Genomic DNA, 24,514 nt, shown 5'->3' on the forward strand with positions numbered 1-24,514 from the left:
GTCATTCTTCCTGGTGGGCTTCCTGGTGGGCCATGGCGGCAAGCAGCGCCGTCTCGCTCAAGTCCTTGCGCGGCAGGGTCGCGACCGACATGCCGTCGCTTAAGACCGTCACGCGGTCGGCGGCTGCGAGAAGTTCCTCGAGTTCCGACGAAATCATCAGCACGCTCAGACCTTCGTCGGCGAGGTTGCGCAGGAGCTTCAGGATCTCCGATTTGGCGCCGATGTCGATGCCGCGCGTCGGCTCGTCGACGATCAACACCCGTGGGTCGGTGGCAAGCCAGCGGGCGAGCAGCACCTTCTGCTGGTTGCCGCCGGAGAGCTCCTTGATCGGCTGATCGGGCGAGGCGCATTTGACCCCGAGGGCGCGGATATAGCGGGTGACAATCTCGTCCTGCCGCGCGCGGTCGACGATGCCCGCCTTCTTCAGCTTCGGCAGCAAGGCGAGCGTCATATTCTCGCGAATGCTCATGTCGGGCACGATGCCGTCGATCTTGCGGTCCTCGGAGACGAGACCGATGCCGTCGGCAATCGCGTCCGCCGGTTCGCGAAAACTGCGATCCTGCCCCTGCATGCGGATCGCGCCGCGCTCCATCCTGTCGGCGCCGAAGATCAGGCGCGCCGTTTCGGTGCGGCCGGACCCGAGCAGACCGGCAAGGCCGGAGATCTCACCCTCGCGCACGGCGAGGCTGACGTCGCGCACGCGCACGCCGGCACCTGCCTTGTCGAGTTCGAGGCGGACAGGCCGCATCGGCGCGTCCGCCTCGGGTGCCATCGCCTGAAAGGCGGCAAGTTCCTTGCCGAGCATGTGGCGCACCAGCGCCATCTTCGGCATGTCCGCCATCGGGCTTTTCGCCACCGTCTGGCCGTCGCGCATAATCGTCACGCGGTCGCAGATTTCATAGAGCTCATCGAGCCGGTGGCCGATGAAGATGACGGCGACGCCGGAGCGTTTCAGTGTGCGGATCGTCTCGAACAGGATCGCGACCTCGCGCTCGTCGAGCGAGGAGGTCGGCTCGTCCATGATGACCAGGCGCGCGTTCTGCGTCACCGCACGGGCGATCGCCACCATCTGCCGTGTCGCCGCATCGAAGTGCGCGACGGGACGGTCGACGTCGATCGTCAGGTTGAAGGTTTTGAGCACGGCCTCGGCACCGCGCCGCATGGCGCCATGGTCGATCATGCCGAAGCGTTTCGGCTCGCGCGAAAGGTAGATGTTCTCCGCCACCGAACGCTGCGGGGCGAGGTTGATTTCCTGGTAGATCGTGGCGATCCCGGCGGCCTGCGCCATAGCGGGCATCGAGAAATCCACATCCCGGCCATCGAAGGTGATGCTGCCTTCGTCCCGGCGATAGACGCCGGTCAGGATCTTGATGAGTGTCGATTTGCCGGCCCCGTTCTGGCCGACGAGCGCCATGACTTCAGCCGCCTCGACATCGAGCGAGGCGGTTTTCAGCGCCGGCACTCCGGCGAACGCCTTGGAAATGCCCTGCATGGACAGAAGCATGGGTCTCCTCCCTATCTCCGCCGTCCGCCGCTCCTGAAAAAGGTGGGCGTCATCAGCCTACACGTGAACGGGCCGAAGGTCATGCCTGGCGCTGTCGCGGTCAAGAAACCGGCCGATACGGTTGTTCCGATCGGCCGGCAAAGGCTCGGGAGATGGTATCAATAGGCGTTGGCAAGTTCCGCGGCTGCATTGGATGCATCGTAGAACTTGTCTTCGTTGATGAGCTTCGGCTCGATCGTTTCGCCCTTGGCATAACGCATCATCGTCTCGAATGCCTTCGGCCCGAAGCGCGGGTTGCATTCGACGACCGCGGCGATCTTGCCGTCGACCACAGCCTGGACCGCTTCCTTGCCGCCGTCGATCGACAGCACCAGAACGTCCTTGCCGGGCACCTTGCCGGCCGCTTCGAGTGCTGCGATGGCGCCGATCGCCATTTCGTCGTTGTGCGCATAGATCACGTCCGCGTCCGGATGCGCCTGAAGCAGGGCTTCGGCCACCTGGCGGCCCTTGTCGCGGGCAAAGTCGCCGGTCTGCGATGCGACGATCTCGAAGCCGCCGGCCGCCTTGATCGCGTCGTCAAAGCCCTTCTTGCGGTCGTTGGCGGGTGACGATCCGGTCGTGCCTTCGAGCTCGATGATCTTCGACTTGCCGTTGGCGTTCTTGACCAGCCATTCGGCGACGCGTTTGCCTTCCTCGACGAAGTTCGAGCCGATGAAGGTCAGGTAATCCTCGCCGGCCTTGGCAAGCGACGGATCGACCGAACGGTCGAGCAGGATCACCGGAATGCCCGCTTTCTTCGCGGCCATCACGGCGGGAATCAGCGGTTTTTCTTCGCGCGGCGCAAGGAAGATCACGTCGACCCCTTGAGCGATCATCGAGTTGACGTCGGCGACCTGCTTGGCGGCGGAGCCGGCCGCATCCGTGTAGACGAGCTGGATGCCGTGCTTTTCAGCTTCGGCCTTCATGCTGTTCGTCTGGGCGATGCGCCAGGGATTGTTGGATTCGGTCTGCGCAAAGCCGACCTTGTACTTGTCCTTCTGCGCAAGCTTCGGCACTTCGGCTATCGCGATGCCTGCCATGGCGAGCGCGCCGACGGCGGTTGCCGCAAGCATGAAGGTGCGACGGGAAATCATCGTCATATCGGGTTCTCCTCCCAGATTGGCCGGTGCTCCTCTACCGGACATGAGCGTTTTTGCGCTTCACATCTCCAAATCTTGCGCTAATAATATTAGCAGTCAAGGCCAAAATTATGAGCACTTGCAAAAGCCCGCGTGCAGTGCAATGCACGCTTGAGGGCGAGGAGCACGCATGGCCAAGGGAAACGGGCGGAATCTGGATAAAAGAGGCGGAGGACGCCCGACAATGACGGATGTCGCCAGGATAGCCGGCGTTTCCCAGTCGAGCGTCTCCCTGGTGCTGAACGAGATGTCCGGCTCGCGCATCTCGCCCGAAACGCAGCAGAAGGTGCGAGAGGCTGCTCATAAAATCGGTTATAAATTGCCGGCCACCCGAGGCCCGGTTGCCGCCGCGCCGACGGTAGAGAAGGACACGATCGCCTTCATCGTCGATGAAATCTCGACCAGCCCGCATCCGGTCGTCAGCCTTGACGGCATTCGCGACTATGCCTTCGAGCAGGGCATGCTGGTTTCGGCGCACGTCACCCGCTCCAATCCGGAGCTCGAAGAGGCGGTGCTGCGCTCTGTCTTGAGGGATCCCTCGATTGCCGGCGTCATCTACGCGACGATCTTCACCCGCAAGGTTGCCGTGCCCGAGGCCCTGGCGCCGCTTCCGACCGTGCTTTTGAATTGCTACTGCGAGCCGCGCCAGCATGTGGCCGTCGTACCGGGCGAGGTTGCCGGCGGTTTTGCCGCGACCGCGCATCTGACGGCGCTCGGCCACAGGCGCATCGGCTTCATCAACGGCGAAAGCTGGATGGATGCCGCCGCCGACCGGCTCAAAGGCTACAAGCAGGCGCTTGCCTCCGCCGACATCGCCTTCGACGCGACGCTCGTGCGCGATGGCGACTGGCTGCCGCTTCGCGGCTATGAGGCGGGGCTCGACCTGCTCTCCATGCCGAACCCGCCGACTGCGATCTTCTGCGGCAACGACCTGATGGCGATCGGCGTCATGGAGGCGGCGCAGGAGAAGGGGTTGCGTGTTCCGACCGATCTTTCGGTCATGGGCTATGACGACCAGGAACTGGCCCGCTACACCCATCCGCCGCTCTCGACGCTGGTGCTGCCCAACTACGAAATGGGGCAAAAGGCGGCCGAACTCCTGATCGACATGGCGATCCACGGAAAGCACATGCGGCCGATGACGATAAAGGTCGACGGACCGCTGGTGGTCAGGGATACGACCGCGCTATGGGCTGCCGCCCGAGCGTCCAAAAACGCTTCATAGGGGGCCTTTCCAAAGATCTTGTTGCCCTTCCTGCTTGGCTCCGGGGCAAGCCTGCCATGGGCTGTGGCAAGCTGGTCACCGAGCAATCTGCACGTGGCAACACCCACCGAGGGAAGGGCGTGACTTCTGAGCGTGGGCGCCCAGCATCGCCGTGGGTGCCGAAGGCGGGCCGCGGGAAATCAGCGTTGCCTGAAATTTCGTCCAAGCGGTGATGACGGGAGGTCTATTCCTTCCGGACGGCGTCGAAAACGAGAGTGACATTTTAACTTTGCAGGATCAGGACACTTTAACTTTGCGGCTACAAACACGCCGTCCGTTGGCGATTTCGGGCGAGGGCCCCTGCTCTTTCGCAGCAACCCGACGAATATAGGCTTCGGTCACATCGAGGAGCTGAGCGACCTCGGTCGACGTGAACTTGCGCATGCTGCGCCGTGCGTCGGGCGGAAACTGCGCCATGCTCAAGTTGCTCAACGCCAGCTCGAGCTTGCTGGAGAAATTCTCCATGAAGGAGAGGCTGCTGAGATGTCGCGTCATGAATAAGAATCCTCGGTGGTCACTGTCGCTTATTAACCGGCGTTGTGGTTAACGATCTGCTAACAACCACGTAACTACTCAAAAACCCGAAGTTTCGGATTTTCTTCTCAACTAAGGGGTACTCCGATTCGGGCAGCCGCAGCAATTATGGCACGCCAGCTCGATCGACGTGTGAACAGCCTTGTCGAAAAGTTCCCCCGCGGGGAACTTCGGGAACGGTCACTTTGTAGAGCTGCCCCTACTCATCGGTCACCAGACGAGCGGTGGATAGCGCTCGCTCCACAGTAGGCGCTCAACTTCAATCCGATGCGAATGCGGACCGGTCCATCGTGAGGGTTCCCCGCGGGGAACTCCGCGACTGAGAGCTACTCATTCCGGTAACCCGTGCAGAAGTGACTGAACGCAGGCCACCCTGCAGCAGGCGATCGAGACTAACTGGAGCCGCATGCGCACTGACGCTGTCGGGAACTTCGGAAATAGTACACCTTCCCCTTTTCCCATAAACGCCGCGCAGCCGCGAGCGGCCCACACACGGCCGAGACCAAAGCCGAACTGCAAGCGGGCAGATGCCAACGAAAAGTTCCCCGCGTGGAACCTTTCGTTCTCAAGCGGGAGGAGAAGATAAACGCCAACATGCACCGTCCTTCGGGAGCTTCTGGAACAACAGCGATGGCGAGCCGTCAGCTATCTCATGAACCGCACGCAAGAGATCGACCGCGAAGCGCCCGAAGCAGGCGTTCACACCAACCCGAAGCGTTTGGTTACTGTTGCGGCGGAAAACGTTCCCCGCGAGTAACTTGTGAAAGATCGAGATGACGGCGTCTATCCCCGCAAGAGGCGAAACCCACATGCCCTTCAGCCGACCAAGAACAATCCGAGCCATTTCCGAACAGGGATAGCCGGAGTTCCCCGCGGGGAACTACATGAAAAGGTCGGCGTAGGACCGCCCCATTCCCCATAAGCCCTGCGCGAGATGTTGAATGCAGATGACGCTGCAGCAGTCGATCGCGACTAGCAGGAGCCGCATGCGAGCAGACAAAATATCAAAAAGTTCCCCGCGGGGAACTTTCAGGTCCAGAGGGTGGCGTAGATCATAGGACCACGAAGCGCATCGAGCATCGCGGACCAGTATTCCCTGCGGGAAGCTCCACGACGAGCAAGAAAAAGAGTGCCTCCTGTCCCCATAAGTCGCGGTACCAGAGGGTGACTGCAGGCGTCCATATGTTAGGCGGTCAAGACTGGCACCAGCCGCATGCGAACAGGCATCGTCGAAAAGTTCCCCGCGGGGAACTCCGCGCCGATATCGACCAAGACCTGTCCCCCTCGTGCCACAAACGACCAAGAAAGAGGATGACCCCTAGCCCCCCTTCGGCAGCCGATCGATGCTGGTCGCGGCCGCATTCAAACAGAGGCCGCCAAAAAAGTTCCCCGCGGGGAACTTTCTGTTTTTGCCGGCGACACGGCCGGCCCGCCATTCGCAATGGCTCCAACCACGCATCAAGTTTGCCCCCTACAATCGCGGTGGCGAAATTTCAGGAGCATTTTTGCCCCTCGCAATGGTGTCCACAGTCGTAGCACTTCTCCTCCAACAAAAAGAGGAGGACGACCGATGATGGTGGTGGCCATTGAGAATGGCAGTTCGAGCGACTCCCCGCACTTCCTCGAGCAGATGTTTGCGCTGCGCGCAAGGGTCTTCGATGAACGCCTGGGTTGGCAGGTCGCCGCGCGTGACGGCCGGGAGCGCGACCAGTTCGACGATCTTAATCCCGCCTATATTCTCGCTGTCACTGCAAAGAATGACGTGGTCGGCTGTGCTCGCCTTCTCCCAGCCATGGGGCAGACGATGCTCATGTCCGTGTTCCCGCAACTCGTCTCGCAAGAGACGTTTCACCCGCACGAGCAGATGGTCGAAAGCTCGCGCTTCTGCGTCGATACAACGATTCAAAGCATGGGCCGCAGCGGGCTGCACCATGTTACCCACATCATGTTCGCCGGCATCCTCGAATGGTGCCTTTCGCGCGGGCACACCGAGGTCGTCACGGTCACCGACATTGCCGTCGAGCGTATCCTCGGGCGCGCAGGATGGTCACTTCGTCGGCTCGGACCGCCGCAAACGGTAGGCCAGACAACCGCCTTGGCTGGTGTTCTCTCGGTTGACACCGACATCTTCCGGCAAGTCAGGCCTGTCGGATACGTCTCAACCATCGGCCGCCCCAGCGCACCAACTTCCTCGGCGACGTCATGACCCCCAGCCGCTCCCTGCCCCGCCTTGTCCGCAAGCTCGAAGAAGCCCTTGGCCCAGCCATACTGGCTGCACTCGATGACCCGAACGTCGTCGAGATCATGCTGAACGCGGACGGCAATCTCTACGTGGAGCGCCTCGGGCAGTCGATCGCGCGGCTTGGACAAATGGATCCCGCCGCCGCAGAGATCGCAATCGGCAGCATCGCACACGCGACCGGCACGGCGGTCGACGAACACAGACCAATCGTCTCGGCCGAGTTGCCGGTCAGTGGACACCGCTTCGAGGGTTTGGTGCCACCGATCGTCGGCGCGCCGTCCTTCTCCATACGCAAGCGGGCTTCGCGTCTCATTCCCCTGGCGCAATATGTGGACGACGGGATCATGACCACGAAGCAGGCACGGCTCCTGGCACGGGCTGTCGCCGATCGCCTAAACATCCTCGTCTCAGGCGGGACCGGCTCCGGCAAAACGACACTGGCAAATGCTCTCATTTGCGAGGTCGCGACGGTCGCACCGGACGACCGCCTCATCATCCTGGAGGACACCGTCGAAATACGTTGCGGTTCGCACAACGTCCTTTCGCTGCGCACCAGCGATGAGATCGACATGTCGCGCCTCCTGAAGAGCACACTCCGGCTGCGACCCGACCGCATCATCGTCGGCGAAGTCAGGGACGCGGCCGCCCTGTCTCTTCTCAAGGCATGGAACACGGGGCACCCGGGAGGCATCGCGACGGTGCACGCCAATTCCGCGCGTTCGGCACTTCGCAGACTTGAACAACTCACCGCGGAGAAAAGCCGGCAACCGATGCAGGACGTCATCGCGGAGGCAGTCGATCTCGTCGTTTCAATCGAACGAACGGCGACCGGGCGGCAGCTCGGAGAACCTTTGCGCGTCCTTGGGTACGACGGGACTGCTTATCAACTGGAGCCTTATGAAAGAGGGGAACGGCATGCAGCGTGAAACACGAATTGAGATGGTAGCTCTGGCGGGACTGCTGACGGTCTTCATCGGGGAACCAGCGTTCGCCGGCTCGGGGGGCGGCCTGCCGTGGGAGGGTCCGCTCGAACAAATCCAGCAGTCGATCACGGGCCCCGTCGCCGGCTTCATCGCGCTTGCCGCAGTTGCCGTCGCCGGCGGCATGCTCATCTTCGGCGGCGAGCTCAACGATTTTGCCAGACGGTTGATGTACATCGTGCTTGTCGCCGGCCTCCTGCTCGGAGCGACACAGATCGTCCAGCTGTTTGGCGCAACCGGCGCATCGATCAGCGACCATGCTTCGTTCAATGCCTTCCACTCCGAAACCAAGCGTGGTGGGGACAATGCCTGAGGCCTTCTCCCTACTTGAGAGAAACCGTATCCATCGTGCCCTCTCACGCCCGAACCTGCTCCTGGGCGCCGATCGTGAGCTCGTTCTCGTCACGGGGCTTGCGACGGTCATCCTGATCTTTGTCGTCCTGACCGTCTATTCGGCGCTGATAGGCCTTACCCTCTGGACACTGGCGATCGGCGTCTTGAGGCGGATGGCAAAAGCAGATCCTCTCATGCGCAAGATCTACATCCGCCACGTGCGTTATCGGCGGACATACCGTCCGACCTCGACGCCTTGGCGCAAGGACTGACGGTGTCGCGATGGTCAATCTAGCGCGCTTCCGCTCGACCGATCCTTCCTTTGCCGACCTCGTGCCCTATGCGGCACTTGTCGACAATGGCGTCATCCTTTTGAAAGACGGCTCGTTGATGGCCGGGTGGTACTTCGCAGGGCCCGACAGCGAGAGTGCTACGGACCTTGAGCGCAACGAAATATCCCGCCAGATCAACACGGTTCTCGCGCGGTTGGGATCCGGCTGGATGATCCAGATAGAAGCTGTCCGGTTAGGCGCAGCCAGCTATCCGGGTCTTGACCGCTCGCACTTTCCCGATCCGGTAACGCGCGCAATCGATGCCGAACGCCGGGTGCACTTTGAAAGGGAAGGGGCGCATTTCGAGAGCCGCCACGCCCTGATCCTTACGCAACGTCCGCTCGAAGCAAATCGACGCGGGCTGGCGCGATATGTCTACGCCGACCCTGAAAGTCGCAAAAAAGGCTTCGCCGACGCAGCACTTGATCTTTTCCGGACCCGCGCCCGCGAGGTCGAACAGTATCTCGCAAACTGGATCTCGCTTCGCCGCATGGCAACGCGCGAGCTCGATCCAGGCAACGGAGCACGACGGCACCGCTTCGACGAGCTTTTCCAGTTCATCCGCTTTTGCATCACCGGGGAGAACCATCCGGTCAGATTGCCCGACATACCGATGTACCTCGACTGGCTGGCAACAGCCGAGCTCCACCATGGGCTCGACCCGATCGTCGACAGTCGCCACGTGGGCGTGGTGGCGATCGACGGGCTGCCATCGGAAAGCTGGCCCGGAATTCTGAACAATCTCGATCGCCTGCCGCTCAGCTATCGTTGGTCGTCACGGTTCATATTCCTGGATCCCGAGGAAGCGCGTGACCGCCTCGAACGCACCCGCAAGAAATGGCAGCAAAAGGTTCGCCCATTCCTCGATCAGCTTTTTCAGACGGACAGTCGATCGATCGACCAGGATGCAATCGCCATGGTCGCCGAGGTGGAAGACGCGATCGCCCAGGCCTCGTCCGAACTGGTTTCCTACGGCTATTACACGCCCGTCGTCATTGTCTTTGGGGGCGATAACGCAACCGTCCGAGACAAATGCGAGTTGATCAGGCAAGCCGTCCAGGCGGAAGGTTTCGGCGCGCGGATCGAAACGCTCAATGCAACGGAAGGTTATCTCGGCAGCCTCCCTGGCGTCTGGTACTGCAATCTGCGCGAGCCGCTGATCAATACACGCAACCTTGCCGATCTCATGCCCCTCAACACGGTCTGGGCCGGGAACCCAACGGCCCCGTGCCCCTATCTGCCGCAGCACTCACCGCCTTTGATGCAGGTCGCTTCCGGCTCGACACCCTTCAGGCTCAACCTTCATGTCGATGACGTCGGCCATACGCTTGTATTCGGCCCGACGGGATCGGGGAAATCGACTTTGCTTGCACTGATTGCTGCGCAGTTTCGCCGCTACCTCGAAGCGCAGGTATTCGCTTTCGACAAGGGAAACTCGATGCTGCCCCTGACGCTTGGCGTCGGCGGCAATCACTACGATATCGGAGGGGAAGGGGAGGGGGCTGCTCTCTGCTTCTGCCCGCTTCTCGATCTGGAAGGGGAGGGGGACCGAGCATGGGCGAGCCAGTGGATCGAGACACTCGTAGAACTGCAGGGCGCATCAATCGGGCCGGATGAACGCAATGCGATCTCCCGGCAAATCGAATTGATGGCCGGGTCCACCGGTCGGTCATTGTCCGATTTCGTGAGCGGCGTTCAGCTCAAGGCAATCAAGGACGCCCTTCGGCATTATACGCTCGACGGCCCGTTGGGCAGTCTGTTCGACGCCGAGGCCGATACACTGTCTTTTGGTGCGTTTCAGACCTTTGAGATCGAGCAACTGATGAGCCTCGGCGAGCGGACCCTCGTTCCGGTACTCACATACCTCTTTCGCCGCATCGAGAAGCGACTGACCGGCGCCCCGAGCCTCATCATCCTCGACGAGGCGTGGCTGATGCTCGGTCATCCGGTCTTTCGCGATCGCATCCGCGAATGGCTGAAGGTATTGCGTAAGGCAAATTGCGCCGTGGTGCTCGCAACCCAATCGATCTCGGACGCCGAACGTTCCGGCATCATCGACGTGCTGAGGGAAAGCTGCCCGACGAAGATATGCCTTCCAAACGCCGCTGCCCGCCAACCGGGCGCCCGAGAATTCTATCAGCGAATGGGTTTCAACGAACGCCAGATCGAAATCATCGCGGCGGCGACGCCGAAGCGAGAATACTACGTGACCTCTCCGGAGGGGCGGCGCCTCTTCAATATGGCCCTCGGCCCGGTCGCGCTCGCCTTTACCGGAGCAACCGGCAAGGACGATCTCAAGCGCATTCGCGGGTTTCATCACGATCACGGCCTGAACTGGCCCACCCAATGGCTCAAATCAAGAGGAATTGCCGATGCGGAAACGCTTCTTGCAGATGACTGAGCTCGCGGTCCTGTCGCTCCTTGCGATGGCGGCAAGCAACGACGCCGCACGCGCCGGCGGAGCCACCGGTGCGGCCACCGAATGGACCCAGCTTGCCAATAATGCCGAGCTCATCAACCTGCTCGAAAGGTCCGGCGTCCAGATCGAGAACCAGGTCAAGCAAATCGGCCAGCTTGCCGAGCAGATCCAGAACCAGCTGAAGATCTACGACAACATGCTGCAGAACACCGCTCGCCTTCCGCAACACGCGTGGGGCAAGATCGAAGCGGATCTACGTCGCCTGCAACAAGTCGTCGATAGCGGCCGGGGAATATCCTTCTCCATGGGCAACGCCGATGACGTCCTGCGCCAGCGCTTCGCAAGCTACGCCGACTTCAAGACCGGATTGCCTGACGGGGAAACGTTCTCCTCGCACTATCAGACATGGTCTGACACCAATCGCGATACCATCACCGGCACACTGAAGGCTGCAAACCTGACCGCGGCGCAGTTTTCAGGCGAAGAGGCGACGATGCGCTCGCTTCGTTCGCTGTCGGAAACCTCTGACGGGCAAATGAAGGCGGTTCAGGTCGGACACCAGATAGCGGCCGAGCAAGTCGGACAGATCCAGAAGCTTCGAGGCCTTGTGTCCCAGCAGATGACGATGATGGCGACGTGGTACCAAAGCAACCAGACGGACAAGGATCTCGCTCAAGCCAGGCGCGAGCGCTTCTTCGACGGGCCGGCCCAACTCGGTCCTGGAGGGCAGAAGTTGGAGCTTCGCTGGTGAGCAAGTTCGACCTCAACGCCTCTCCATTCAGCAACAATTCCGCCCAGCTAGCTCGTCCATTCGTCGTGGTGTCCTGCCTACTGCTCGGCTCTGCCCTTGAGGTCCAGGCACAGGATGGAAGCGTACTGACCGAACTCGAGAACCAGGTCGCCGCCGCCGCCAAGGGTTGGGAATCGCGGGTGCTGGCGGCAGCGCGCTCCCTGTTCTGGATCCTCGCGGGTATCGAAGTGGCGATCGCTGCCGTCTGGCTCGCCCTACAGGCAGCGTCACTTGACGGCTGGTTTGCCGAACTCGTGCGCAGGATTATGTTCATAGGCCTCTTCGCCTTCGCGCTCGAGGAAGGGCCTGATTTCGCGAAGAGCGTGGTCGACAGCCTCTTTCAGATCGGTGCCAGTGGCGGATCGGCCTCGCCGGCAGACATATTTGACGCGGGCATCAGGGTCGCTTCGCACATGTCGAAGCAGATCCAGTTCGGGCTCTTCGAGGACAATGCGCTGGCGATTGCGGCGGTCCTTGCAATGGTTGTGGTGGTGATTTCCTTCTCGCTCGTCGCGGCAATCTTCGTCGCAATCATGGTCGAGGCGTATGTCGGCCTCCTGGCGGGGATGATCATGCTGGGGCTCGGAGGCTCTTCCCATACGAAGGACTTTGCCGTGCGCTATCTCGTTTACGCGTTCAGCGTCGGGCTGAAACTTATGGCGCTCGTGATGATTGCCCGGATCGGTTCGGAAGTGCTTTTGGGTCTCGCCAGCGCACCGACTGGAGAAACACAGCAATTCGTCACGACGCTCGCAATCGCCGGCATCTCGGTCGTTGTCTTCATCATTGCGATCTACGTTCCAAACATTCTGCAGGGCGTCGTCCAGGGCGCATCCGTTGCCGGCGGAATGGAGGCAATTCGGCACGGCGGCCAGGCGGCATCCTTTGCGACCGGCGCTGCGTTTCTCGCGGCCGGAGGGACGGCTGCCGGCATTGCGGCGGCAAAGTCCGCCCGCGCGGCCGGAGCATCGGCCACGGCGTCAGCTCTTCACGGCATGAGGCATGGTGCCGCCTTAAGCGCGCAAGCGGCAGGTTCAGCGGCAAAGGATAAGGCAATCGGCGCGCCGGGCGCTCACGCCGCCTCCTTGATGGGCCTTGCAAACGACAAGCTCGCCAACAAGGCCTCGACACAAACCACAGGCCGGCAATCGCCGCCCGACCTTGCGGACAACTGAAGCGCTCAATGAGGAACATGATCAATGGTTGCCCGAGATGTCCCCGAGAACCCCTACATCGCCGCGCGCCAGGAGTGGAACGAACGCTACGGCTCCTATGTTCGATCAGCGATAGCCTGGCGCATCATCGGGACGACCGCCATGGCAATCGCGATCATCGGTTTTGGCTATGGGCTCTACCAGAGTTCGAAGGTCAAGCTCGTGCCCTACATCGTCGAGGTCGACAAACTCGGAGCGGCCGTCAGCGCAGGCTTTCCCGAGCAGATCGACTACGCCGACCAGCGCGTTGTGCGTGCCTCGCTGGCAGGCTTCTTTGCAAGTTTCCGATCGGTGACGCCCGACGCGGTCGTCCAGAAGAAATACATCGACAGAACCTATGCTCTGCTTCAAAACGCCGATCCGGCGACCGGCAAGGTGAACGCCTGGTTCCGGGACAATTCGCCATTCGAAAGAGCGCGCCGCGCAACCGTTGCGATCGAGGTGAACAACGTCGTGGCGCTTTCGGACCAGACCTACCAGGTCGACTGGACCGAGTTCGAACGCGACCGGGCCGGAAAAGAGACCGGCGTGCGGCGGTTCCGCGGGATCGCGACGGTCACCCTGACAGCGCCACAGGATGAGGCGGTGATCCGTCTCAATCCAATCGGCCTCTACCTCAGGGATCTCGACTGGACGGCGCAGCTTTGACGGGGAGAGGAGATGTCGTGAGCTATAGTAAAACAGGCATACTGGCACTGATTTTGGGTTCGCTTTTGCCGAGCGGAGCCGTTTACGGCGAAGCGATCACCACGAAGGAAGCGAATGCGGCCCGGCTGTCGGCAAAATGGCGGGCAGCTTCGGGCGTCACCACGAACGGACCCGATGGCAAGGTCATCTTCCTTTACGGCGCAAGCCAGCCATCGGTCGTCTGCTCGCCCCTCCAGGTGTGTGACATCGAGCTTCAGGCGGGCGAGATCGTGCGTGACGTGCTGGTTGGCGATACCGTTCGCTGGAAGATCGAGGCTGCGACGTCTGGTGCTGCCGGCGGGCAGGCAATTCACCTGGTGATCAAGCCGTCCGAACCTTCGATAACAACGTCCATGGTGGTGACGACGTCGAGGCGCACCTACCACATCCAGCTGAAGTCTCATCCGACCCACTACATGGCGCGTGTCGGCTTTGCCTATCAGGAGGACAGATCCACGAGCATCGCCGACGCCAACGCCCGACTGGAGGCAGGCGCCGGTAGCGTCCCCTCCGAGCGGCTCGATTTCACCTATACGATCAGCGGTCGAGCCCGCTGGAAACCGACACAAGTCTATTCGGATGGACAGAAAACCTACATCCAGTTCCCGAAGTCCATCGCGAGCCAGGACGCGCCGGTCCTATTCGTTGTTTCCGGTGGCCAGAACAGGATCGTCAATTACCGAATGAAGAACGGGGTGATGATCGTCGATTTCGATGTTGAGCGCGCAGTTCTGGTCTCGGGCGTCGGATGGCGCCAGGAGAAAGTCACGATCGGAAGGGGAGGATAGGGGATGAGGGGTCTTGCTGCGCTCATTCTTATCGCCGTCCTTGTGAGTGGCTGCAAAGGTGGCGCGCCTTTGCCGACGATTGACGCGCTTCCTCAAGAAATCTCGATGAGTGCCGAAACTGCAATTGCCGGCGATATGGCAAGCCGCTTCGTCGAAGCAATGGGCAACGAGAAACCGCTTTCGGTCCATGTGTCCCCAGCCACCGATCGATCGGGCGAAGCGCTTCAAACTGCACTCAAGCTCTGGGGGTTCCCGGTGCTCACCGAAGACGAAAAGGCGGGTGCGAAAAAGCCGGTAACCGAGGTCGCCTACGGCACCACGGCGTTCGAAGATATCATTCTCGTGCGGCTATCGACACCTGTGATTACCCTGACGCGCGCCTACCGGACGAACTTGGAAGGTGCCCAGCCCGCGACACCGCTCGCCGTCGCGCGTCATCGATAGGAACCTGTCATGGCTCAATCGCTGCAGCTTTCTCACACCCCGAAGAACATTCGCAGGGTCAATCGGGTACCGCTCCTTGTCGCGGGCGCGATGATGATCATCTTTCTCGCCGTCCTCGTCGCAGGCCTTGCCTCGCGAGGAATTGGCCAGCGATCCGACAGTGGGGCGGGCGAGCCCTCAAACGGTTCGGCATCATCCTTTGCCGAAAACATCAAGCGGGGCGTCGCCGACGGCATCATTGCCGAACCGCTTGAGGCTCGCACTGCAGGCATTGCGGCCGAGCCTTCAACCGAGGTGCCACTGTCGGACATCCAAACGCCCCCCGATAAGACGTCGCTTCCGGGAAGCACTGCTGAAACCAGGAGCCAGGGGAATGAAGATGATTGGTTGAACCAGTTCGAGCGCGAGCGAAAGGAACAGCTTCTTCGTGAGCGCCATCGGCAGGACATGGCGAGACTTCAGGCAAGAGACGCAGCCCTCGACTCTCCTCTCGCCGTCGAGATCAAAAACGGAGATGAACCCGCCAAGTTGGAGAGCAGTTCCAGCGGCAACACGCCCACATCTCGTAATCCCGCAGACGTGCTTTCAAGAGCGCTCGAGGGCGCAGGGGGAGACCCCAATCTCCAAGCTTCCAAGGAGGCCTTCTTCAACTCTGACATCAAGGAGCTTGGATATTTGCCAAAGGGGGTCGTTCCCGCACAGTCGCCTTTCGAGCTGAAGCGCGGCTCGGTCATCCCCGCAACCTTGATTACCGGCATCAACTCCGACCTGCCTGGTCGTATCTCAGCCCAGGTCAATCATCCGATCTATGACAGCGCCACCGGCCGCCATCTCATCATTCCCCAAGGCACCAAGCTCTTCGGCCGTTATGACGCCGAGGTCGCGTTCGGGCAGTCACGTGTGCTGGTGATCTGGACCGACCTCATCTTTCCGAACGGCTCGACCTTGCAGATCGGCGGCATGGCCGGCACCGACGCCAAAGGATACGGCGGCTTTAAGGACAAGGTCGATCGACACCTCCTTAGAACCTTTGGCTCCGCAGCGCTCGTCGCCTTGATAGGCGCGGGTATCGATATGTCCCTTCCAACCGACGAGCGCGACAGAGGACGCGATACGGCCTCGGACGCCGCCCGTCGCAGTTTTGCCGAGACTTTCGGCCGGGTGGCCGAGCGGACCATTGTAAAAAACCTCGATGTGCAGCCCACGCTCCGCATCAGGCCAGGCTACATCTTCAACGTCCTCGTTGACCAGGACATTGTCTTTCCCAGCGCCTATCGATAAGGTGGCCCGAAGACGGGCACGCTCTGCGATAGTAGCATTCCCCACACGCTGAACGTCAGATGAGCAGGCGACGGGTGGCGGACGCGGTCGCTTGGGGCAGCTTGCAGACGCCGAGCTTATCCATGGCCCGCTTGAGATTGCGACGCACACACGTGTAGGTAATCTCAAGTATCTCGGCGGTCTCACGCATCGACTTTCCCTCGGCCGACCACTTGAGGCAGAAGAGTTCACGGGCGCTCAGAGCTGGCGAGCCGTTGTTTTCCAGATGTTCCATGTTTCTCATCCTTGAGTGTAGGAAGGCCGCGGCAGTGATGCCGAGACCTGATATTTCGCCCGCAACGCCACCGTGCGCACGGCTTAGAGAGGACGAAGTGAAGGTGAGGATTGCGAACCGTCCGAAACCGGCCGATACCGATACAGAAAGCCCCGTCTTCAACCCGAAATCGGCAGCCTCCGTGTAGAAGCCCCGCAATTCCCGGCAAAGCCTTGGTCGTACATCATCGACCGACCAGCGGAAGACCTGTGTTCCGCGCTTGGCCATCGTCACCACCGGGTCGAGTGTCATATAGGAACGCGCAAAGTAGCGGCGCTGCCATTCGAGCGGATAGTTGGTAGCCACAAAATTGTCGTTCGGATGGGCTCTGAAATAGGCGTAGTGGTCAAACCCCGCAGCTCCTGCCAAGCGCGCAAGAGACGCGTTGAGCGCGTTTGACGATAAGTGGATCTGGCAAAGATCGATCACTCGCTCAAAAATGTGTCGTTCGTTCATGCAATTTCACCTCCGGCGCGTGTTGGTCGGATCGAGCCTTTCGCAGGCGGCAACGACACACGGTCTAGATGCAGGCTCCATCGACTGCAATCAATTGTAACGCTGCCGCAACAAAACTTAACAATACGCAAGGAGGCAAACGGGACTAAGTCATTCAATTTCCACGGTATATGCCAGCAGATAACCGCCAAGTCGCACCGTCTTCACATAAGTCGGCTCACCCGGATCAGGCTCTATCTTTTGCCTCAGACGCCGGACATGCACGTCAATGCTGCGCTCCGAAGGACCGGCAAGCCCGAACCGCGTCGCCTCCAACAATTCCTCTCGCGACAGGACCTTTCCTGGGTTGCGAGCAAGAGCAAGCAGGATATCGAATTCACCGGCAGTCAGTGTCCTCGTCTGCCCATCGCGGTCGTGGAGTGTGCGTTTGCCCGGATCTATGCGCCAGCCGTCAAACAACAATATTCGCGTATCCTCGACACGAGCCCGGCCGGAGTTGGCTCGTCGCAGGATGCTGCGCAACCTCGCAAGCGTCGCGTCTTCTTCGCCAATCCTCAAGACACAGGCATCAGCACCAGCGTTCAGTCCTTCTACAACGATGCTGTCATCGTGCCTGTCCACGATAAGAACGAGCGCAATGTCGCTCACTGTGCGAACCTGTCGGCAAAACTGGAGGGTTGCGGCAGATGGCAGCTTTCCCTCAGCGACAACGAGGTCGATGCTGCGAATTTTCAAAAGCCGAAGGGCCAGTGTGGCGCTGGTGAGGTGGACGTCGTAGCCGTGGCTGATGAGAAGGGAGGCAAACCGACGACGCGTTTCTTCATCTTCGATCACTGCCAGAACGACTTTTGAATGGCCGGTGATCCGCTTGTCTTTGCGCAACGAAGTTCCCTGCGATGTCGGCATTGGCAGTGATTGCCATGCAACCTCTTGGGGAGCTAACGCCCCCACCGGCCCTGCTCAATGCACAGAAGTGCCCCTTAACGGTATCGCCCTTTTGAAACACGGGCTCGATTGATGCGCATCGCAGGCCCGTGGCGGAAGTCGACGCGCATTGCCCCTAGCCAGTTATAATGTTTTCGCGAGAACCTTATAACTCTCCAATTCTTCCGGCGAGCCACCGCTGCCTAGCTCTTCGCGACGCACAAATGGCATCGAACCACACGCCCGCGAAACGAAACGAGGGCAAATGAGACACCCCGACCGTTCTCCTGGCGTTCGACATTTGGGGTGCTCCGTCATGCGTTCATCGTTCTGCCTATCAATAGCTCCGTGTTCCGCGTTCGGCATCGCGCTCCTCCTCCAAGATAGCCGGATGATGAACCTGCCGGAGGCAAGCCTCCAATTGACCACGTGATGCATTCATATGGCCTGACGATCAGTCTTCCCGTCGGGAAAATCCCGTCGGAGCCACCCGCAACAATTCTTAATAGAACTTCGAGCCGCAGACCATTGAGAGCAAAACCCTTGCGTGCAATCATTCGACATTGCGTCAAGCACCGCGACCGGGAGGCAAGCGATGCCTACCGCCGAAAACGGACCGTTGATCGTCGTCAGCTCTCGCGACGCGGGCTTCAACCTGACGCATCGCCATATCCTCACGGCGGCGGGCTACTCGACCGACCTCGCGCTCGGGCTGGACGACTTTGCATCGATCACAGGCGAACGATCCGTTGAGGCGATTCTGCTCGACGCCCCGGACGCCGCTGCCGCTGGCTTCTGCCAGGGATTGAAGCAGGATAACTCGACGAGATCGGCGGCTATCGTCGCACTGTTGCGGGCTAAGGCGGCCGTAGCACTTCCGGCGCTGGTCCGTGCGGGTGCTGACGAGGTGTTCGTCTGCCCGGTCGAACCGCAGCGCTACCTGGACGCACTCAAGCACCATCTAACCTCGACGAACGACACCAAGACCCATGCGGCTTTACACCTCGGCAGCCTTGAGATCGACGTCCAAAGCCACCGCGCCTCCTGGCGTGGAGAGCCTTTCCATCTTGGCCTTCTCGAGTTTCGATTGCTTGAGACATTGATCCGGGGAACGGACAAGGTTCACACACGGGGCGAACTCATCGAACGGGTTTGGCCGAGCGGCATTTTTGTCGACCCTCGAACGGTCAACGTCCATGTCGCGAGACTTCGAAAGGCACTCATCGCGACCACCGGATACGACTGGATCCGCACCGTGCGGGGTGTCGGCTACGGTTTGGCGCCGCTTGCTACCGGCCTCGATCACCCCACGAACTTTTACCCACTCCCCGATTTTCGACTGGAGGCGTGATATGGATACGCTCATCGTCAATGGCAGCTTGATCACCGGAGACGGGATCACCTTTCTAGAAAAGGCGAGCGTTCGAATCCGAGGAACGATGATCGTCGATGTTACCCCATACCAGGAGGCATCGAACGAGGGCGACCGGATTATCGATGCCGGCGGGTCCGTTGTCCTTCCGGGCATGGTCAACGCCCACGCACATGGCTGCATCGTCGGCCCTTCGATGCCATCCGGTTCATTGCCGCTTTCGACGGAAGACGTCTCCTATCAGCGCAACAGGCATCTGCTGAGCGGTACGACCACACTCCTGAATGTCTGCGGCCTCGCCACCCCTGATGAAATCGGATCCGGAGTTCTCGGCCCCCACGCGTTGGACATCCATGTTTCGACGGCCCACACGCCGAGCAGCCTGGCGGCTGCCGGTATCTCGGACGGAGCAGGGCTTTCAGCACAGCACCTCGCAGCCACGATCGACGACATGCTTGCACGCGGCGCCAAGGCGCTTGGAGAAGCCGGCGGCGGTCAGACCCTCGGCGGTGGCGCCCAGGACTATCGATATCTGCCGCTTGCCATTGAAAAGGTAACAGGTGTTGCCATCCATCCCAAGATCGCCCGGCAGTTCAAGGAAGCGGTCCTGGGCCGCAGGCTGGATGGCGCAGCGGCCGCATCGGATGATGAGCTCGAAGGCCTTCTTGACCGTCATGCCCTTGATGGCCATCTGACGGCCGAACAACTTCGCAGGATCGTCGTTGAGACCGTAATGCCGCCAGTGCACCTGGCGATGAGGGGGCTTGCAGAGATCGCCGCCCAATCCGAGCGCGTCGGAATGGCTGCTATTTTCCATAATGCCGCACCGACCGCTGCAACGATTGTGCAACTGGCGGAGACCTATCCCCGGGCCCGGATGATCGCCGGGCATTCGAACCATCCGATGTTCCTGCCCGAAGAAGCGGTGACAACGGCCACGCTGCTGAAAGACAGAGGAGTGACGATCGACGTGTCGACGCTCGACTGCATCGCGACCAGGTGGCGCAATGGCCCCGAGAATCTTGATCATCTGGCGACCGAAGGGTTGATCGACACTTTATCGACGGACTATGCCGGCGGTGACTGGGACACGATCCTTTCGGCAATCCAACGCATGATCGCGAAGAAACAGATGCCGGCACCGCGGGCCGTGGCGCTTGCGGCGGGTAACGTCGCCAAGGCTATTCCGGAACTTGCCGGCGACCGTGGATTGATCGAGCGGAACAAGCAGGCGGACATCATCATTTGCGACGCCCATAACTTCGCACGCGTGCGTCATGTCATCGCGAAGGGCCGCCTCGTCGTTAAGGATGCCCGCATTGTTTGAAGACCGGCATGCTAACGAAGGGCCAAAAGCAGCCCGGAGCCGTGGTCATCGGGCAGATCGAGAACACCACCGACGATCTCGCGCTGGCGCTCGGGCAAAAGTACACGACGTGTCACGCGGAGGAACTTCTCTTCGATTGCTTCGAACGACATCGGCCTCTTCGGGTCGCCAAGCGGCCCCAGGATTTCAGAGCGCAGTGCCCCTGAAGGCGTCGATACGGTGACCCGCGCAAGTGTCTCGCCCGGGAAGAGCGCATCTATCTCGTCGTTGATCGAGAGGCGCACCTTGTCGGAGAACGCCGAAAGGTCGTCGCGCCCAAGGAGATCGCCCCCTAAAGGCGCCAATGCATCAAGCCCTTCGACTGCGGCGATCGCGATGCAGTAGGGCAGGCTGTATTGCATGTCGACCAGCGTGCCTGGCCGCCGCTTGTTGCCGAGCTTCATTGCCCAGCCAAATGTCTCCACATCGACACCGGTGATATCCTCAGCACTAATGCCGTTTCCTTTGGCAAGTAGCAGGAACGCGTCTAGCGCGGCATGGATATAGCGGCAGCAGGCGTAAGGCTTGAAATAGGTACCGACCAGATGGGACCTTTCGCTGAGGCCGGCCAGAATAGCTTGCCGATCGTAGTAGTCAGGGTGATCGAAAACGTCGGCGGGGCCAGTATGCCCGTCGAGCGCGAGGTGTACGGCCATGACACCCAGGACGGCGCTCCATCCAATCCCTTCCTTGACGTCGTTGCCCGTCAAACGGGAGTAACCCGAACTGCCGTTTGCCTGCTGATTGGGCGCAAGCACCGCTGCGATCGCCAGCGCCTGGGTGACATGATCCTCGCGGAGACGCAACAGTCGCGCTCCTGCAGCCGCCGCGGCGACCGACGCCCACCGCCCGGTCTGGCGGGTCGCGATCATTTTCGGCATCTGTGCCGATGCGATACGCACGCCGATGTCGTAACCAACGGAAATCGCCGAGATAAGATCACTTGCCCCGGCATTGGTCTCCGGTAGCAATGCCAGAACCGTCGGAATGACTGCCGCGCCCGGATGCCCGCGGGCCAGCCGATGTCCGTCGTCAAGGTCGAGAGCAGAGGCTGCGGATGCGTTTGCGAACAGGGCGCCGGCCAGGGAGGCCGTGTGCCCCGTCGCCCAGATAGAGCTTGAACCGGCACCCATGAGTGAACGGGTAGAAGCTCTAGCGGCTGTCGGCCCCGGCATGTCACGGCCAGCGATCGCGGCGCCCATGAGATCGAGCACGCATTTCAGCGCCACGTTTCGTTCTTCGCAGGTCGGCGCAATTTGCGAGGTCGCCAAAATCTGTTCGGCAAGAACTTCGGTGATCAGGGGCACAGTGACCTCCGACTACGGTTTCAGTTGAGACCTCTGATTTCTAACCGCGCGCCTTCACGAGCTTCTCCCAGGTCGCTTCGGCGACATAGAGATCGAGCATGGGGAGCCCGACGCAGGTCACGCAAACTGGTCCGGGACGCGAATCTTGCCATCCCGCCGGCGCGGACAATTCACCTATTCCCAGCAAAGGACCTGCCGTCTCGAGGCTCAGGCCTCTGCGTGAAAAATAGAGGGAAACACTTTGGGAGTTTCGACGCGAAACGGTCTTCAAGTCGTCGCAAATGACAACGCCCGTGCGAAGAGCACGTTTCAAGTAGGCCTCAGGGATCTCGTCGCCACCGAGATGAAGGGTCGCGGCGTCCCTCGCAAGCTCATGATCATCGAAGACCGGGTCACGCGAATTCGTTGCCGTGATGACGAGGGCACAGTCGGCAAGCGCCGCATTGTCCTCAACGGGAACCAACGCAATCGGCGTGGACGACGCTGCCGCATCTGCCAGCCGGGTTGCGTTTTCTGGAAAACGGCTTCGGATGAAGATCCGCTCTATACGCTTTGAACCCGTGAAAGAAAGGCAGTCGATGACACTTCTCGCGACTGGCCCGGCGCCGACGAGAAAGACCGATATCTTCATCGGCGTCTCGACGAAAGTTTCCAGCACCAGCGAGGCGTAGGTTCCCGTACGCGCGGCCGAAAGCGCGGTTCCGTCGAAGATGGCAAGGGGCCTCAATGTCATCTTGTCGAGGAGAAGGTAGGTCGAGGTCGACCGAGGCAGGCCGCGCCGGCGATTGAACGCGTTGGCGCCGATGATCTTGACGCCACCAAAGCGGGGATTGACGCTGTAGAGCGACGAGAGCTTCCACCCGAGCCGCTCGGAGGCGAAAGACTCACGTTCAGCCTCAAATTCCGGCATGGCCCAAAAATCATCTTCGCACAGCGAAAGGACCGCCTTTCCGCCGATCGCGGATCCGCTCCGGATGTCACGCCACGCGTCGTCGACCGCATCATGCGTCTCAGACACTGTGAGGACCGCATCGAGACGACGAAGCTCTTCGCTTGAAACGACACTGAGAACCGGGTTGTGCAAAGTCATGCTCGCCTCCCACAGATGAGTGAGCTGAGCATACGGGGAAGGCCGTGCTGGCGAGGCTAAAGTTTGGAGAAGAGTTGGACCCGCAGGTGATGTCATGGCCAAGGTACGAGCAAGGCTCGGAGGCAATGGGACCTAGGCTAGCGGGCCGGCGTGGTTCACGGAGTGCGTGGCGCAAAGTAAGACCGTCACCTTCGGTGACGTCGGCGCCCGCCTATGAGGCGAGCGCGTATTCAAGATCGATCTCGGGAATTCCCATAAGATCCTTCTCCAATGCCGCAGCGTCAATCTTGAGATCATAACTGGCTTGCAGGTTCATCCAGAATTCGGGACTCGTGCGGAAAAATTTGGCTAAGCGGAGGGCTGTATCGGTGGTAACCGCAGTCTGTCCATTGGCCAGGCGTTCAATGCGGGTGCGAGGAACGTTCAGCTTCTTGGCGAGCGCTCCAGCGCTCATGTGGTAAGGAATGAGGTACTCCTCGCGAAGGATTTCGCCGGGATGGACCGGGGGGAGTATACTGCTCATCGTTCGGTTTCCTTCATGCCATTCCTAGTGGTAGTCGACGATTTCGACATTATCGACCCCACCATCGTTCCAGACGAAACAGATGCGCCATTGATCATTGATGCGGATCGAGTGTTGTCCGGCGCGATCACCTTTTAGCGCCTCAAGGCGGTTACCTGGTGGAGAGCGAAGATCGTCCAACACATGGGCAGCATCGAGCATCGTAAGCTTGCGGATTGCGACTTTCAGGATGTCTGCCGGGAACCCTTTGGGAGCTTTGCCACTCGCAACGATCCCGGTCGTGGCATCCTTGTATGACCGAATCACCGATTGCCTCACTGCTGCTTTGTATCATACCGCGATACACGGAAAGGTCAAGTCAAACGTATCATCCGATGATACATTGTCGATCTCAAAAAATAGGATTTGCGCCGGCGCCCTCAAAACGATTGGCTATACGCTCTGACGAGAGCGAGTAATGAACGACGCACTTGAACCGACTTAATACGTTGAAAGGCCATGTTCAGGGCGGTCCCTTCATTCGTCGCAAGAAAAGCAGAAAGCTCCGCCAACTCCCGACTTGCCACACTTTCGTATTTCCATCCGTCGTGATCGACAAGTGCCGCGATCGGGACGTCAAGGACGGAGGCTATGGCGGCGAGGCGGCTGGAACCGACCCTGATCCGACCGCATTCGTACTTCCGCACCAACTGGACAGAAACGTTGAGGTGTACCGCGAGATCCAGCTGTCGCATGCCGGCCTTCCGTCGAAGCCTGGCGATCTCTCGCCCGACCCTCAAGTCGACCTCTTCTACCCTTTGCGGCCGCCTGCCCATTCGCTTTCAGACACCCCTCGAGCGAAGTGAACCTGCTGATCTCAAACAGCTACGCGCCTCCGCATAGCGTTCATTTACATACTATAGTTGATAAACTCAAAGTTTCGGTCCTGCCATCAGTGGCGCATGGATATGCGCAAGTTGGTTGGCCGGAATTTTGCGCGCCTGCGTCGGGAAAAGGGGCTGACGCAGGAAGAAATCGCCGCGTCAGCGGACATCAGCCAGCAGTATGTGAGCGGTCTTGAACGAGGCGGACGCAATCCGACGGTCCAATCGCTTTACAAGATCGCTCAAGCGCTTGGGGTCAGCCACATGGAGCTTGTTAGGCCCGATCGCGAAGACGAGCGGTGACGCTTTC

General features: G+C 60.4%; 24 protein-coding genes and 1 pseudogene. 15 read left to right on the forward strand and 10 right to left on the reverse strand.

Features of this window, described 5'->3' with window-relative positions:
* Position 1: 1 nt before the first annotated feature.
* Both XB14_RS28345 and XB14_RS28350 read right to left on the reverse strand, forming a co-directional pair.
* Positions 2-1,504, reverse strand: coding sequence for a sugar ABC transporter ATP-binding protein (locus tag XB14_RS28345; RefSeq protein WP_077966910.1), 1,503 nt, complete (start codon positions 1,502-1,504; stop codon positions 2-4).
* Between the two features lie 158 nt (positions 1,505-1,662).
* Positions 1,663-2,643, reverse strand: coding sequence for an ABC transporter substrate-binding protein (locus XB14_RS28350; RefSeq protein WP_077966912.1), 981 nt, complete (start codon positions 2,641-2,643; stop codon positions 1,663-1,665).
* Positions 2,644-2,812: 169 nt separating this feature from the next.
* On the opposite strand from XB14_RS28350, the gene XB14_RS28355 reads away from it, so the two are divergent.
* The gene (locus tag XB14_RS28355; RefSeq protein ID WP_077966914.1) at positions 2,813-3,907 is read left to right on the forward strand and encodes a LacI family DNA-binding transcriptional regulator; all 1,095 of its coding nucleotides are present in this window, start codon (positions 2,813-2,815) and stop codon (positions 3,905-3,907) included.
* Positions 3,908-4,213: 306 nt separating this feature from the next.
* Here XB14_RS28355 and XB14_RS28360 read toward each other — a convergent pair.
* Positions 4,214-4,441, reverse strand: a pseudogene (locus XB14_RS28360) (plasmid partitioning protein RepA); the annotation flags it as partial.
* A 1,609-nt stretch (positions 4,442-6,050) separates the two neighbouring features.
* Here XB14_RS28360 and XB14_RS28365 point away from each other — a divergent pair.
* The 11 genes from XB14_RS28365 to trbI all read left to right on the forward strand — a co-directional run bounded on the left by XB14_RS28365 (position 6,051) and on the right by trbI (position 15,990).
* Complete coding sequence (locus tag XB14_RS28365) at positions 6,051-6,686, forward strand: acyl-homoserine-lactone synthase (RefSeq protein ID WP_077966917.1); 636 nt, start codon at positions 6,051-6,053, stop codon at positions 6,684-6,686.
* Positions 6,683-7,648 carry a P-type conjugative transfer ATPase TrbB gene (trbB, locus tag XB14_RS28370; RefSeq protein ID WP_077966918.1) on the forward strand — a complete coding sequence of 322 codons (966 nt, stop codon included), beginning with the start codon at positions 6,683-6,685 and terminating at the stop codon, positions 7,646-7,648. The genes XB14_RS28365 and trbB overlap by 4 nt, the downstream gene beginning before the upstream one ends.
* The gene (locus tag XB14_RS28375) at positions 7,638-8,015 is read left to right on the forward strand and encodes a TrbC/VirB2 family protein (RefSeq protein WP_077966919.1); all 378 of its coding nucleotides are present in this window, start codon (positions 7,638-7,640) and stop codon (positions 8,013-8,015) included. Before trbB ends, XB14_RS28375 begins: the two co-directional genes overlap by 11 nt.
* Entirely contained in the window at positions 8,008-8,307 is a 300-nt protein-coding gene (locus XB14_RS28380; protein ID WP_077966920.1) for a conjugal transfer protein TrbD, read from the forward strand. The genes XB14_RS28375 and XB14_RS28380 overlap by 8 nt, the downstream gene beginning before the upstream one ends.
* A gap of 10 nt (positions 8,308-8,317) precedes the next feature.
* The gene (locus XB14_RS28385) at positions 8,318-10,768 is read left to right on the forward strand and encodes a conjugal transfer protein TrbE (RefSeq protein ID WP_077966923.1); all 2,451 of its coding nucleotides are present in this window, start codon (positions 8,318-8,320) and stop codon (positions 10,766-10,768) included.
* Positions 10,761-11,537, forward strand: a complete 777-nt coding sequence (trbJ, locus tag XB14_RS28390) for a P-type conjugative transfer protein TrbJ (protein ID WP_234804198.1) — start codon at positions 10,761-10,763, stop codon at positions 11,535-11,537. The genes XB14_RS28385 and trbJ overlap by 8 nt, the downstream gene beginning before the upstream one ends.
* Positions 11,534-12,751 carry a P-type conjugative transfer protein TrbL gene (gene trbL, locus XB14_RS28395; protein ID WP_077966925.1) on the forward strand — a complete coding sequence of 406 codons (1,218 nt, stop codon included), beginning with the start codon at positions 11,534-11,536 and terminating at the stop codon, positions 12,749-12,751. Before trbJ ends, trbL begins: the two co-directional genes overlap by 4 nt.
* Before the next feature lie 24 nt (positions 12,752-12,775).
* The gene (gene trbF, locus XB14_RS28400; protein WP_077966927.1) at positions 12,776-13,438 is read left to right on the forward strand and encodes a conjugal transfer protein TrbF; all 663 of its coding nucleotides are present in this window, start codon (positions 12,776-12,778) and stop codon (positions 13,436-13,438) included.
* Between the two features lie 17 nt (positions 13,439-13,455).
* Positions 13,456-14,265, forward strand: a complete 810-nt coding sequence (gene trbG / locus XB14_RS28405) for a P-type conjugative transfer protein TrbG (protein ID WP_419178633.1) — start codon at positions 13,456-13,458, stop codon at positions 14,263-14,265.
* A gap of 105 nt (positions 14,266-14,370) precedes the next feature.
* Complete coding sequence (locus tag XB14_RS28410) at positions 14,371-14,709, forward strand: conjugal transfer protein TrbH (RefSeq protein ID WP_179119697.1); 339 nt, start codon at positions 14,371-14,373, stop codon at positions 14,707-14,709.
* Between the two features lie 9 nt (positions 14,710-14,718).
* Complete coding sequence (trbI, locus tag XB14_RS28415; RefSeq protein WP_077966940.1) at positions 14,719-15,990, forward strand: IncP-type conjugal transfer protein TrbI; 1,272 nt, start codon at positions 14,719-14,721, stop codon at positions 15,988-15,990.
* Positions 15,991-16,045: 55 nt separating this feature from the next.
* Here the strand turns inward: trbI and XB14_RS28420 are convergent, their stop codons facing one another.
* A complete protein-coding gene (locus XB14_RS28420) occupies positions 16,046-16,759 on the reverse strand; it encodes an autoinducer binding domain-containing protein (RefSeq protein WP_077966942.1) in 714 nt (237 codons plus the stop codon).
* Between the two features lie 150 nt (positions 16,760-16,909).
* Positions 16,910-17,641, reverse strand: coding sequence for a response regulator transcription factor (locus tag XB14_RS28425; protein WP_179119698.1), 732 nt, complete (start codon positions 17,639-17,641; stop codon positions 16,910-16,912).
* A 637-nt stretch (positions 17,642-18,278) separates the two neighbouring features.
* Here XB14_RS28425 and XB14_RS28430 point away from each other — a divergent pair.
* Together XB14_RS28430 and XB14_RS28435 are read left to right on the forward strand one after the other, a co-directional pair.
* Positions 18,279-19,034: a winged helix-turn-helix domain-containing protein gene (locus XB14_RS28430; protein WP_077966946.1), complete on the forward strand. Its 756-nt coding sequence runs from the start codon at positions 18,279-18,281 to the stop codon at positions 19,032-19,034.
* A 1-nt stretch (position 19,035) separates the two neighbouring features.
* Positions 19,036-20,382, forward strand: coding sequence for an amidohydrolase family protein (locus XB14_RS28435; RefSeq protein ID WP_077966948.1), 1,347 nt, complete (start codon positions 19,036-19,038; stop codon positions 20,380-20,382).
* Positions 20,383-20,393: 11 nt separating this feature from the next.
* Here the strand turns inward: XB14_RS28435 and XB14_RS28440 are convergent, their stop codons facing one another.
* The 5 genes from XB14_RS28440 to XB14_RS28460 all read right to left on the reverse strand — a co-directional run bounded on the left by XB14_RS28440 (position 20,394) and on the right by XB14_RS28460 (position 24,156).
* On the reverse strand, positions 20,394-21,728 hold the full coding sequence (locus tag XB14_RS28440; protein WP_077966950.1) for an MmgE/PrpD family protein: 1,335 nt from the start codon (positions 21,726-21,728) through the stop codon (positions 20,394-20,396).
* Positions 21,729-21,768: 40 nt separating this feature from the next.
* Complete coding sequence (locus XB14_RS28445) at positions 21,769-22,812, reverse strand: ornithine cyclodeaminase (protein WP_234804163.1); 1,044 nt, start codon at positions 22,810-22,812, stop codon at positions 21,769-21,771.
* A gap of 217 nt (positions 22,813-23,029) precedes the next feature.
* Complete coding sequence (locus XB14_RS28450; protein ID WP_077966954.1) at positions 23,030-23,341, reverse strand: HigA family addiction module antitoxin; 312 nt, start codon at positions 23,339-23,341, stop codon at positions 23,030-23,032.
* A gap of 24 nt (positions 23,342-23,365) precedes the next feature.
* Positions 23,366-23,647, reverse strand: a complete 282-nt coding sequence (locus XB14_RS28455; protein ID WP_077966956.1) for a type II toxin-antitoxin system RelE/ParE family toxin — start codon at positions 23,645-23,647, stop codon at positions 23,366-23,368.
* A gap of 113 nt (positions 23,648-23,760) precedes the next feature.
* Complete coding sequence (locus XB14_RS28460) at positions 23,761-24,156, reverse strand: helix-turn-helix domain-containing protein (RefSeq protein WP_077966958.1); 396 nt, start codon at positions 24,154-24,156, stop codon at positions 23,761-23,763.
* 126 nt (positions 24,157-24,282) lie between these two features.
* Between XB14_RS28460 and XB14_RS28465 the strand changes: the two genes are divergently transcribed.
* Entirely contained in the window at positions 24,283-24,507 is a 225-nt protein-coding gene (locus XB14_RS28465; protein WP_077966960.1) for a helix-turn-helix domain-containing protein, read from the forward strand.
* Positions 24,508-24,514: the final 7 nt, after the last annotated feature.

Origin of the sequence: Ensifer adhaerens, assembly GCF_002007205.1 — a bacterium.
Taxonomy (GTDB): Bacteria; Pseudomonadota; Alphaproteobacteria; order Rhizobiales; family Rhizobiaceae; genus Ensifer; species Ensifer adhaerens_D.

Excerpts from the sequence above, each read along its gene's own strand:
- XB14_RS28345 (WP_077966910.1), bottom strand. The coding sequence starts at position 1,504 with ATGCTTCTGTCCATGCAGGGCATTTCCAAGGCGTTCGCCGGAGTGCCG.
- XB14_RS28350 (WP_077966912.1), bottom strand. The coding sequence starts at position 2,643 with ATGACGATGATTTCCCGTCGCACCTTCATGCTTGCGGCAACCGCCGTC.
- XB14_RS28355 (WP_077966914.1), top strand. The coding sequence starts at position 2,813 with ATGGCCAAGGGAAACGGGCGGAATCTGGATAAAAGAGGCGGAGGACGC.
- XB14_RS28365 (WP_077966917.1), top strand. The coding sequence starts at position 6,051 with ATGATGGTGGTGGCCATTGAGAATGGCAGTTCGAGCGACTCCCCGCAC.
- trbB (WP_077966918.1), top strand. The coding sequence starts at position 6,683 with ATGACCCCCAGCCGCTCCCTGCCCCGCCTTGTCCGCAAGCTCGAAGAA.
- XB14_RS28375 (WP_077966919.1), top strand. The coding sequence starts at position 7,638 with ATGCAGCGTGAAACACGAATTGAGATGGTAGCTCTGGCGGGACTGCTG.
- XB14_RS28380 (WP_077966920.1), top strand. The coding sequence starts at position 8,008 with ATGCCTGAGGCCTTCTCCCTACTTGAGAGAAACCGTATCCATCGTGCC.
- XB14_RS28385 (WP_077966923.1), top strand. The coding sequence starts at position 8,318 with ATGGTCAATCTAGCGCGCTTCCGCTCGACCGATCCTTCCTTTGCCGAC.
- trbJ (WP_234804198.1), top strand. The coding sequence starts at position 10,761 with ATGACTGAGCTCGCGGTCCTGTCGCTCCTTGCGATGGCGGCAAGCAAC.
- trbF (WP_077966927.1), top strand. The coding sequence starts at position 12,776 with ATGGTTGCCCGAGATGTCCCCGAGAACCCCTACATCGCCGCGCGCCAG.
- XB14_RS28410 (WP_179119697.1), top strand. The coding sequence starts at position 14,371 with ATGAGTGCCGAAACTGCAATTGCCGGCGATATGGCAAGCCGCTTCGTC.
- trbI (WP_077966940.1), top strand. The coding sequence starts at position 14,719 with ATGGCTCAATCGCTGCAGCTTTCTCACACCCCGAAGAACATTCGCAGG.
- XB14_RS28420 (WP_077966942.1), bottom strand. The coding sequence starts at position 16,759 with ATGAACGAACGACACATTTTTGAGCGAGTGATCGATCTTTGCCAGATC.
- XB14_RS28430 (WP_077966946.1), top strand. The coding sequence starts at position 18,279 with ATGCCTACCGCCGAAAACGGACCGTTGATCGTCGTCAGCTCTCGCGAC.
- XB14_RS28435 (WP_077966948.1), top strand. The coding sequence starts at position 19,036 with ATGGATACGCTCATCGTCAATGGCAGCTTGATCACCGGAGACGGGATC.
- XB14_RS28450 (WP_077966954.1), bottom strand. The coding sequence starts at position 23,341 with ATGAGCAGTATACTCCCCCCGGTCCATCCCGGCGAAATCCTTCGCGAG.
- XB14_RS28460 (WP_077966958.1), bottom strand. The coding sequence starts at position 24,156 with ATGGGCAGGCGGCCGCAAAGGGTAGAAGAGGTCGACTTGAGGGTCGGG.
- XB14_RS28465 (WP_077966960.1), top strand. The coding sequence starts at position 24,283 with ATGGATATGCGCAAGTTGGTTGGCCGGAATTTTGCGCGCCTGCGTCGG.